The following is an 8,976-nucleotide window of genomic DNA, read 5'->3' as shown; positions in this document are numbered from 1 at the left end:
CTCCCGGGGCGGGTCATGTCTGCGGCTTCGGGCATACGGTCCTCCTCCTGTCGGCGACGAGTTCGGGCGGGCGCCGGCGCGGGCAGACGTCCGCGGCCTCGATCCGAAGGGATGGGGGAGGCCGTGCAGAGTGGGCACCCTGTCGTGGGGCCCTCTAGTTATGTTAGTACCTCTAACGAAGTGATCTCCGTGAGCCGCTCCGGGTCGACAGAGCCCTCAGGTGTTGCCTGTGACCTGGGCTTTCGTGGCGCTCGGGCGGTGGTTGGCGGCGTCGTATCCGGCGGGCGGAATGTGCCCAATCTCACCGTTGGCCGGTTTTGGTCGTACCAGTCGGTTACTGCCGCGCGGGGAGGGGATCGGCGAGATGGCGATGCGCAGCCCGGCGGCCTCCAGCGCGGCGGCGGAGGAGGCGACGACGACCTCGGCGAAGTTCGCAGCGTATTCGCCCAGGTCCGCGCCGACCGAAGTGGACACCGGCTTCAAGAAGGCCGTCGTCGAGCACGGAGCGCAGCTCGGAATCGACGTCGAAGTCGTCGACAGAAACCCCGAAGTCCGTGGTTTTCGCGTCGTGAAAAGACGTTGGGTGGTGGAGCGGAGTATCGGGTGGATCATGATGCACCGCCGACTCGCCCGCGACTGCGAGACCCCCGCCGCCGGCTCCGAAGCCATGATCCACGTCGCGTCGATCAACAACTCCGCCATGCGCATAACGGACGAGACCACACCCACCTGGCGAGGAACCCACCAGGGCATGAGCGGCGCCTCGCCCACGTTGAACGCCCTTTCACCGAACCCGTTCGTGGATCAGCAGGAGCTGGAGCGGGTTACCGCGCTGGTCGCCGGATGCGGGATCCTCCGTTCTGTCACGCGTCTCCGTAGGCTTCCCCGCCCAGTTCGAACCCGGCCGTCCCGGCCGTGGCGTCCGCCAGCCAGTTCCGGAAGGCGTCCACGTCGGCGTCCGGCAGGCCGATCTCGATGGTGACCGCCTCGCCGTAGCGCACGTCGCGCACCTCGCGGCCGGTGGCCCTGAGGTCGTTCTGCACCTTGCCGCCCCTGTGGTGGTCCACGGTCACCGTGGCGATGCGGAACCTGCGGCGGGTGCGGGTGCCGAGCGCGTCCAGGGCCTCGCCGACGGCTCCGCCGTAGGCCCGGATGAGGCCGCCCGCGCCGAGCTTGACGCCGCCGTAGTAGCGGGTGACGACGGCGACGACGTACCGCATGTCGCGGCGCAGCAGCATCTGGAGCATGGGGACGCCGGCGGTACCGCCGGGTTCGCCGTCGTCGCTCGCCTTCTGGACGCCGGCGTCGGCGCCGATGACGTAGGCCCAGCAGTTGTGCGTGGCGTCCGCGTGCTCCTTGCGGACGGCGGCGATGAAGTCCTGGGCCTCCTGCTCGGTGGCCGCCGGGGCGAGCGCGCACAGGAAGCGGGAACGGTTGATCTCGGTCTCGTGCACGCCCGCGCGTGCGACTGTGCGGTACTCGTCCTGCATCCGCCCAGCCTATGCGGACCGGCCGGAGCGCCTCCGCCCGAGGTACGGCTCCGGCGTCGGCACGGCCCCTCTCAGTGCTTCGCGCCCCGCGGCACCATGAAGTCGGTCAGGAGTGCGGCACGGGGCGTGAGCGACCGCCAGGTGGGACCGTGCCAGGACAGAACGGCGATCGCGGAGGTCGGGAACTTCACGCGGAGCCGGTCCAGCGTGTCGTCCAGGCTGTCCCCGGCCAGCTCCAGGACCAGGCGCTCCAGGCCCGGGTTGTGTCCGACGAGCAGCAGCGTCCCGACCTCGGGCGGCGCCTCGCGCACGGCCGCCAGCAGGCCGGGGACGTCGGCGGCGTACAGCTCGGGGGCGTAGCGCACGGGTGGCGGGGTGCCCCACTGGGCCGAGGCCAGTTCCCAGGTCTGGCGGGCGCGCAGGGCGGTGGAGCACAGCGCGAGGTCCGGCAGGCAGTCGGCCTCGGCGAGCGCGCGCCCCGCCGCGGGTGCGTCCCTCCGGCCGCGGGGTGCGAGCGGGCGGTCGTGGTCGGCGACGCCCTCGGGCCGGGCGGACTTGGCGTGGCGCAGGACCACCAGGCGGCGCAGCGGGCCGGCTCCCGCGCGGGCGTTCACGCCGTACCTCCCAGGTCGCGGACGAGGTCGAGGCCGAGCAGCCGGTCCGCGTACGCGTACGTCTCGAAGCGCGCCCCGTCCGCCAGGTCCGGGTGGGTCCCCACCCACTCCAGCACCCGCAGGACCGCCGGGACGTCCAGGTCGTCCTCCCAGGCGCCGCGCAGCCGGCCGCGCGCCTCGTCGGGAACCGGCCGCGAGGGCCGCCGCGCCCAGTCGGCGACCGCGCGGCGCCAGCGGGCGAGGGTCCGGCGGGCCTTGTCCAGCGCGGCGGCGTCGAGCCGTACGGGCACGGTGCGGCCGCGGGCGAGCAGGGCCAGGCGCCAGGCGGCGGGGTCGTCGTCGGCCGCGGGCGCGGCGGGCACCGCCGCGTCGACGGACGCGACGGCGACGCGTACGCCCTCGAAAGCCTCGGCGCCGCCCCCGGCGGCCACGTGGACGACCTGGGCCTCGTCGAGGGCGGCGCCGAGGCCGCGGCCATCCTCGAAGGGCCGGACACCGAGGGTCGCGGCGCCCGCCCGCAGTTCCGCCTGTTCCCGGTCGCCGGTCAGCGTGGCCCACACGGGCGTGCCGCCCAGTTCGAGGGCGCGGACGAGGACGTCGGCGACCAGCAGCACGCGCAGGCCCGTGGCGTCGAAGCCCGACGCGTGCGCCTCGACCCGGGTCAGGCCGCGGCGGGCGGGGGCGGCGTCCACGAGTTCGCCGGTTCGGGCGTCGATGATGCGCAGCACGGCCCGAGCGTAGGCGGCCGGACGGCCACACGCAGGCCCACGGCACACTTTCCGGACATGGTGACTGGTTTCACCCCGACGGGGAATCGCCGGGCGGCGCCCGCCGTTGCCCAGTCGACGGCCCTTCCCCAAGTCAAGGAGATCCCTGGTGTACGGCGACGCGGCGACGATCCGGAAGATCCTGACCGAACTCGGTGACACCTGGGCCGTCGTGGGCCTGTCGTCGAACCGCGGCCGGGCCGCGTACGGCGTCGCCGAGGTGCTGCGGCGCTTCGGCAAGCGCGTCGTCCCGGTGCATCCCAAGGCGGAGACGGTGCACGGCGAGCAGGGCTACGCCGCCCTCGAGGACATCCCGTTCGAGGTGGACGTGGTCGACGTCTTCGTCAACAGCGACCTGGCCGGCCCGGTCGCGGACGAGGCGGTCGCCAAGGGCGCGAAGGCCGTCTGGTTCCAGCTCGGCGTCATCGACGAGGCCGCCTGTGAGCGCACCCGGGCGGCGGGTCTCGACATGGTCATGGACCGCTGCCCGGCCATCGAGATCCCCCGCCTGGGCTGACCCGCGGCGTCAGATCCCCAGTCCCTCCAGCACCACGGCTCCCGGCAGTTCGGCGAACGCCTTGCCCGGCACGAGCAGTTTGCCGCGGCGGCGGCCGCTGCCGACGAGGACGTACGGCAGGTCCACGACGGCGGAGTCGACCAGGACGGGCCAGCTGTCGGGCAGGCCGAGCGGGGTGATGCCGCCGTACTCCATGCCGGTCTCCCCCGTGGCCACGTCCATCGGGGCGAAGGACGCCTTGCGGGCACCGAGACGGCGGCGTACGGCGCCGTTGACGTCGACGCGTGTGGTGGACAGTGCCAGGCACGCGGCCAGCCGGGTCCCACCACCTCGCTTGCCCGCCACGACCACGCAGTTCGCGGACGTCTCGAGCAGGTCCCGGCCGTAGTGCTCGACGAAGACGGCGGTGTCGGCCCACCGCGGGTCGGTCTCGACGTAGAGGATCCGGTCGGCCGGGACGCTGCCGCGCCAGTTGCGTACGGCGTCGGCGACCGGGCGGGTCAGCTCGTCGAGGCAGTCGGGAGCGGGGACGGCCCGGTCGAAGTCTCCGATGGGTGCGCGCATGGCCGCACGCTAACAGCCGCGCGGCACGGCCCGGCCGGGCGTCTCACTGCACGGGCGGTACCGAGACCGCCATGACCATGTCCATCGGTACGGCGCCGTCGTTGGCGTACGTGTGCGGGGCGCCGGCCTCGAAGGAGGCGCTGGCGCCCGCCGGCACGCGGTACTCCACCGCGTCGACCGTGAGCGTCAGCTCCCCCGCGGTGACGTGCACCAGTTCGACGGTGCCGGCGGGATGGGGGTCGGACGGGCTGCGCTCACCGGGCATCAGGCGCCACTCCCACATCTCCAGCGGACCGGGCGCCTCGACGCCGGCGAGCAGCCGGTTGTAGCTGCCGGCGTCGGTGTGCCACAGGCGGACGGCCTGGTCGGCGGGGACGATCCGGACCTTCGGGCCCTGCTCGTAGTCGAGCAGGGTGGTGATGCTGACGCCGAGCGCGTCACCGATCTTGACGACGGTGCCGAGGCTGGGGTTGGTGCGGGCCTGCTCGATCTGGATGAGCATGCCGCGGCTGACACCCGCGCGCGTGGCGAGCGTGTCCAGGGTGAAGCCGCGCTCGGTGCGCCAGCGTTTGACGTTGCGCGCCAGGGACTGGGTCAGCAGTTCGAGGTCCGACACATTCCGTCCAATATTCTGGATGACAGAGTTCACTTCACTGCACTACGGTGGGTTGCACCCGATCGTCCACCGCACTGTACTGCGAGGTACGCCGTGACAGCACTCTTCGCCCTGGTCACCAGCCTCCTGTGGGGCCTGGCCGACTTCGGCGGCGGGCTGCTCGCGCGGCGCAGCCCGGCCCTGACGGTCGTGGTGGTCTCCCAGACCGTCGCGGCGGCCGTCCTGGGAGTGGTCGTCCTCGCCACCGGAGGCTGGAGCGAGGCCGGCCCGCGGCTGTGGTTCGCGTTCGCCGCGGGTCTGGTCGGCCCGGTCGCCATGCTCTGCTTCTACAAGGCGCTCGCCCTGGGTCCGATGGGGGTGGTCTCGCCGCTCGCCTCCCTGGCCGTGGCCGTGCCCCTCTCGGTCGGCCTGCTGCTGGGTGAGCGGCCGGGACCGCCGCAGGTCGCGGGCATCGCGGTCGCCGTGACCGGCGTGGTGCTCGCGGGCGGGCCGCGGCTGGGGGGCGCCGCCGTGCGGCGGCAGACGATCTGGCTGACGCTGATCGCGGCGCTCGGCTTCGGCGCGGTGCTCGCGCTGATCGCCGAGGCCTCCACCACGCTCACCGGTCTGTTCCTCGCGCTCTTCGTGCAGCGCGTGACCAACGTGGCGGCGGGCGGAGCCGCGCTCTACGTCTCCTCGCGGCGGGGCGGGGCCGTGCTGCCGGAAGGAGGCTTCCCCTGGCGTGCGCTGCCCGCGCTCGGCTTCGTCGGCCTCGCGGACGTGGCGGCCAACGGCACGTACTCGGTCGCCGCCCAGCACGGCCCGGTCACGGTGGCCGCCGTCCTCGCCTCCCTCTACCCGGTGGTGACCGCGCTGGCCGCCCGCGGCTTCCTCAGCGAACGGCTGCGGGCGGTGCAGGCGGCGGGGGCCGGGCTGGCACTGGTGGGGACGCTGCTGCTGGCGGCGGGCTGAGCGCGCGCCGGGCGGCCACGGGGCGGATCAGCCCTCGGTCTCCAGCCCGGCGAGCCGGGAGCCCCTCTCCCCGGCCGGCCCGGCCAGGCGGGCCGTGCTCTCCTCGTCCAGGTCGGCCAGCGCCAGCAACTGCTCCGGGGTGACACCCTCCGGTACCGGCACCGGAGCCGGGGTCCGCAGCGGCGGCTGCCAGCCCTCGGCAGCCGTCCAGCGGCGTACGACCCGGGCGGGCGCCCCGGCGACCACCGCGTGGTCGGGCACCTCGCCGCGCACCACCGCGCCGGCCGCCACCACGACGTTCCGCCCGACCCGCGCCCCCGGCAGGATCACCGCGCCGGTGCCGATCCAGCACCCGGGGCCGATCTCCACCGGCTCCATCCGGGGCCACTGCCTGCCGATGGGCTGGTGCGGGTCGTCGTAGGAGTGGTTGGTGGAGGTGACGTAGACGTACGGCCCGAAGTAGCAGTCGCTGCCGATGGTGACCGTGGTGTCGGCGATGACGTGGCTGCCGCGGCCGAGGACCACCCCGTCGCCGATGCGCAGGATCGGCTCGGGGCCGAGGTCGAGGTCGGGCATCAGCCCGGCGGTCAGCGTGACCTGCTCGCCGATGATGCAGTGCGCGCCCAGGTGGATCCACCGCTCGCCGAAGACCGTGCCGAGCGGGAAGGCCAGCCTGGTACCTGTTCCCATCGCGCCGAAGCGGAGGCGTCCGGGGTGCTCGGCGGTGACGGAGCCCGTGCGCTGTACCCAGGCCCAGCCCGCGTGGACGGCGCGCTGGGCGAGGCGGCGCCGCCATGATGAGAACGTGTTCTTGGGCTTGGGCACCCGCTCACCGTACTCAGGCCCGGCCGCGCCCATGAGCCCCGACGCCTGTGATCTTCGCCCCACCGGATGCCGTACGGTGCCGTCGGACCCATGCCGTGAAAGGGAGGACGAGGATGACGCACAAGGCGCTGATCGCGGGTATCGGCGGCCGGGAGCCGCGGGTGGACGAGGGGGCGTTCGTGGCGCCCACGGCCACGGTGGTCGGTGACGTGTCGCTGGGCGCGGGCGCGAGCGTCTGGTACGGCGCGGTGCTGCGCGGCGACGTCGAGCGGATCGCCGTCGGCGCGAGCAGCAACGTCCAGGACAACTGCACCCTGCACGCCGACCCGGGTTTCCCGGTAAGCGTCGGCGAGCGCGTCTCCATCGGGCACAACGCGGTGGTGCACGGCGCGACCGTCGAGGACGACTGCCTGATCGGCATGGGGGCGACGGTGCTGAACGGCGCGGTGATCGGCGCGGGTTCCCTGGTGGCCGCGCAGGCACTGGTGCCGCAGGGCATGCGGGTGCCGCCGGGGTCACTGGTCGCGGGGGTGCCCGCCAGGGTCAGGCGGGAGCTGACGGAGGAGGAGCGTCAGGGAATCACGCTGAACGGCACGATGTACGCGGAGCTCGCGAGGGCGCACCGCGAGGTGCACGACTAGGACGCGCGCACCGGCGCCGCCCCCGCGCACCCTCTGGGCAGGGGCGTGCCGGTCACTCCCCGGCGGGAACGGGTTCCGGTTCCTCGGCCTCGCGCTCGCGGTGCTCGGCCTGCGCCTTCTTCGCCTTGCGCTTGACGATCAGCATCGAGCCGAGCCCGATGAGCACGGCCGCCACCAGACCCACCCACGAGAACTTCTTCAGCCAGGACTCGGCCACCACACCGACGTAGTAGATGACCGCCGTGGTGCCGCCCGCCCAGCAGATGCCGCCGAGGACGTTGGCGATGAGGAACTTCCAGTACGGCATCCGCAGCACCCCCGCGAGGGGGCCGGCGAAGATGCGCAGCAGGGCGACGAAGCGGCCGAAGAAGACCGTCCACATGCCCCACTTCTCGAAGGACCGCTCCGCGGTGGCGATGTGTCCCTCGCTGAAGTGCTTGGGGAACTTCTTCCCCAGCCAGGCGAGCAGCGGTCTGCCGCCCCTGCGGCCGATGGCGTAGCCGATGGAGTCGCCGACGACCGCGCCGATGGTGGCGCACGTGCCGAGGACCACGGGGTTGATGCCCGAGTGCTGGGAGGACAGCAGGGCGGCGGAGACCAGGACGATCTCGCCGGGCAGCGGGATGCCCAGGCTCTCCAGGCCGATGATCAGGCCCACCACGGCGTAGACGGCGGCCGCGGGTACCGTTTCGAGCCATTCCTGGACGTGCACCGCCGGTCCTCCCCGTCTTGCGCCCATGTGTTCTCGGGAGCGCCCGCGAAGAGCGCCCCCGGGAAGACTACCGGGTCGGCCTTCCGGGGCGGGGACCCACGGATCGCGCACGCGTTCCCGAGGCCGGGGTGCCGACGGCGCGGCCCGCCGCGGGCTTCCGCGGATGCGGCCCGGCCGCGGCGCCGGCCGGCTGCCGGCAACCGCCGCGGCGGCCCCGCGTCCCGTACTCCGGCTGCGGGGAGGCGGTGTCCCGGCACGGTCCGCCGGTGACGCCCGGGTGGGCGGAGCCCGTGCTGTGTGTTCCGCCGTCGGCGCCGTGGCCGGGCGCGGTGCGGTCGTCCGCCCAGGTCCTGGTGGCGAGCACGGTGGCGAGCAGGGCCAGGGCGGTGAGGCCGACGCCCACGGCCAGGGCCGTGCGGTACCTGCGCAGCGGGTCGGGCCGCGCCTCGTGCGGCGTTCTGTGCGACGTTCTGTGCGACGCCCTTCGCGGGGCTCGGGCCGGGCGGGAGTCGAGATAGCGGCGGGCGCCCCAGCCGAGCACCGTCTCGGCGAGCAGGACCTCGAGTCCGCCGTCGAAGTGACTGAGCTGCTCGGCGGCGTACCGGCAGTGGGGGCACACCCGCAGATGGAGCCGGACGTCGGACAGCGGCGCGCCGCTCCGGCGCACGGGGGTGTCGAGGAGACGGTTGTAGAAGCGGCATTCCCCGGTCGGCGCGAGTTCCCGGTGGGCGCGTACGCAGCCCGCCCGGAATTGTTCCCGGGCCTGCCGCAGCGCGCCCGCCGCGGTATCGGCGTCAAGGGCCAGCAGACCGGCCGGTACGGTCATGGGTTCGGCCTCGACCTCGGCGTGCCAGAGCAGGCATTGGAAAGTGCCGGGAAGCGCCCGGAAAGCCCGGTCGGCGAGTTGTCGCTTTACGGGCGTCATCGACGTCACCGCGCGCAGCCCGCGACCGCCCGCGGGTCTGCCGAGTTCCGGCAGTACGGCGCGTGCCGTCTCGTCGCCGGCCCACTCCCGGACCACCTCGCGGGCGGCGACGAGGAGTTGCGGACGCAGGGCACCGCCTTCCGGCCGGCGCAGCACCTGCCGGAAGGCGGCGGTGGCCACCATGACGGCCGAACTTCCCTGAGCGGTGAGGCAGATGGCCGCGTAGTCGTAGGTCGCCCGCCAGTGCCGGGCGAGCAGCAGCGCGACGGCGTGGTGACCGTCGTCGGGGTCCCGCAACCGGGCGACGAGACCGCGGTCGGACTCTCCCGGCGTCGTACCGGGGCGGGGCGGGTG

10 protein-coding genes and 2 pseudogenes are annotated in these 8,976 nt (G+C 73.8%); 4 read left to right on the top strand and 8 right to left on the bottom strand.

Going from position 1 to position 8,976, the window contains the following annotated elements:
* Positions 1–463: 463 nt before the first annotated feature.
* Positions 464–745, top strand: a pseudogene (locus C1I97_RS24815) (IS5/IS1182 family transposase); the annotation flags it as partial.
* 118 nt (positions 746–863) lie between these two features.
* Here the strand turns inward: C1I97_RS24815 and C1I97_RS24810 are convergent.
* The 3 genes from C1I97_RS24810 to C1I97_RS24800 form a co-directional block, all read right to left on the bottom strand.
* Entirely contained in the window at positions 864–1,490 is a 627-nt protein-coding gene (locus C1I97_RS24810; RefSeq protein ID WP_111005397.1) for a YigZ family protein, read from the bottom strand.
* Positions 1,491–1,561: 71 nt separating this feature from the next.
* Positions 1,562–2,104, bottom strand: coding sequence for a SixA phosphatase family protein (locus tag C1I97_RS24805; RefSeq protein ID WP_111005396.1), 543 nt, complete (start codon positions 2,102–2,104; stop codon positions 1,562–1,564).
* Positions 2,101–2,832 carry a hypothetical protein gene (locus tag C1I97_RS24800; protein ID WP_181446895.1) on the bottom strand — a complete coding sequence of 244 codons (732 nt, stop codon included), beginning with the start codon at positions 2,830–2,832 and terminating at the stop codon, positions 2,101–2,103. Before C1I97_RS24800 ends, C1I97_RS24805 begins: the two co-directional genes overlap by 4 nt.
* Positions 2,833–2,980: 148 nt before the next feature.
* On the opposite strand from C1I97_RS24800, the gene C1I97_RS24795 reads away from it, so the two are divergent.
* Positions 2,981–3,388 carry a CoA-binding protein gene (locus tag C1I97_RS24795; RefSeq protein ID WP_111005394.1) on the top strand — a complete coding sequence of 136 codons (408 nt, stop codon included), beginning with the start codon at positions 2,981–2,983 and terminating at the stop codon, positions 3,386–3,388.
* Positions 3,389–3,397: 9 nt separating this feature from the next.
* On the opposite strand, the gene C1I97_RS24790 is transcribed toward C1I97_RS24795, so the two are convergent.
* Entirely contained in the window at positions 3,398–3,952 is a 555-nt protein-coding gene (locus tag C1I97_RS24790; protein WP_111005393.1) for a YbaK/EbsC family protein, read from the bottom strand.
* Between the two features lie 43 nt (positions 3,953–3,995).
* Positions 3,996–4,568 carry a helix-turn-helix domain-containing protein gene (locus C1I97_RS24785; protein WP_111005392.1) on the bottom strand — a complete coding sequence of 191 codons (573 nt, stop codon included), beginning with the start codon at positions 4,566–4,568 and terminating at the stop codon, positions 3,996–3,998.
* A gap of 93 nt (positions 4,569–4,661) precedes the next feature.
* Between C1I97_RS24785 and C1I97_RS24780 the strand changes: the two genes are divergently transcribed.
* Positions 4,662–5,519 (top strand): DMT family transporter, encoded by an 858-nt coding sequence (locus tag C1I97_RS24780; RefSeq protein ID WP_111005391.1) that lies wholly within the window; start codon positions 4,662–4,664, stop codon positions 5,517–5,519.
* A 27-nt stretch (positions 5,520–5,546) separates the two neighbouring features.
* Here C1I97_RS24780 and C1I97_RS24775 read toward each other — a convergent pair whose 3' ends face one another.
* A complete protein-coding gene (locus C1I97_RS24775; RefSeq protein WP_181446896.1) occupies positions 5,547–6,377 on the bottom strand; it encodes an acyltransferase in 831 nt (276 codons plus the stop codon).
* A gap of 80 nt (positions 6,378–6,457) precedes the next feature.
* Between C1I97_RS24775 and C1I97_RS24770 the strand changes: the two genes are divergently transcribed.
* Positions 6,458–6,985, top strand: a complete 528-nt coding sequence (locus C1I97_RS24770; RefSeq protein ID WP_111005390.1) for a gamma carbonic anhydrase family protein — start codon at positions 6,458–6,460, stop codon at positions 6,983–6,985.
* 52 nt (positions 6,986–7,037) lie between these two features.
* Here C1I97_RS24770 and C1I97_RS24765 read toward each other — a convergent pair whose 3' ends face one another.
* Positions 7,038–7,697, bottom strand: coding sequence for a DedA family protein (locus C1I97_RS24765; protein ID WP_111005389.1), 660 nt, complete (start codon positions 7,695–7,697; stop codon positions 7,038–7,040).
* A 67-nt stretch (positions 7,698–7,764) separates the two neighbouring features.
* Positions 7,765–8,976: pseudogene (locus C1I97_RS40100) on the bottom strand (hydrolase); the annotation flags it as partial.

The sequence above is a fragment of the Streptomyces sp. NTH33 genome, from assembly GCF_003236365.1.
GTDB lineage: Bacteria > Actinomycetota > Actinomycetes > Streptomycetales > Streptomycetaceae > Streptomyces.
Note: the sequence above shows the minus strand (reverse complement) of the source record. Positions and strands in the feature narration are given on the sequence as shown.

Bases quoted from the DNA above. Each gene is read 5' to 3' on its own strand.
- C1I97_RS24810 (WP_111005397.1), bottom strand. From the start codon at position 1,490: ATGCAGGACGAGTACCGCACAGTCGCACGCGCGGGCGTGCACGAGACC.
- C1I97_RS24790 (WP_111005393.1), bottom strand. From the start codon at position 3,952: ATGCGCGCACCCATCGGAGACTTCGACCGGGCCGTCCCCGCTCCCGAC.
- C1I97_RS24775 (WP_181446896.1), bottom strand. From the start codon at position 6,377: ATGGGCGCGGCCGGGCCTGAGTACGGTGAGCGGGTGCCCAAGCCCAAG.
- C1I97_RS24770 (WP_111005390.1), top strand. From the start codon at position 6,458: ATGACGCACAAGGCGCTGATCGCGGGTATCGGCGGCCGGGAGCCGCGG.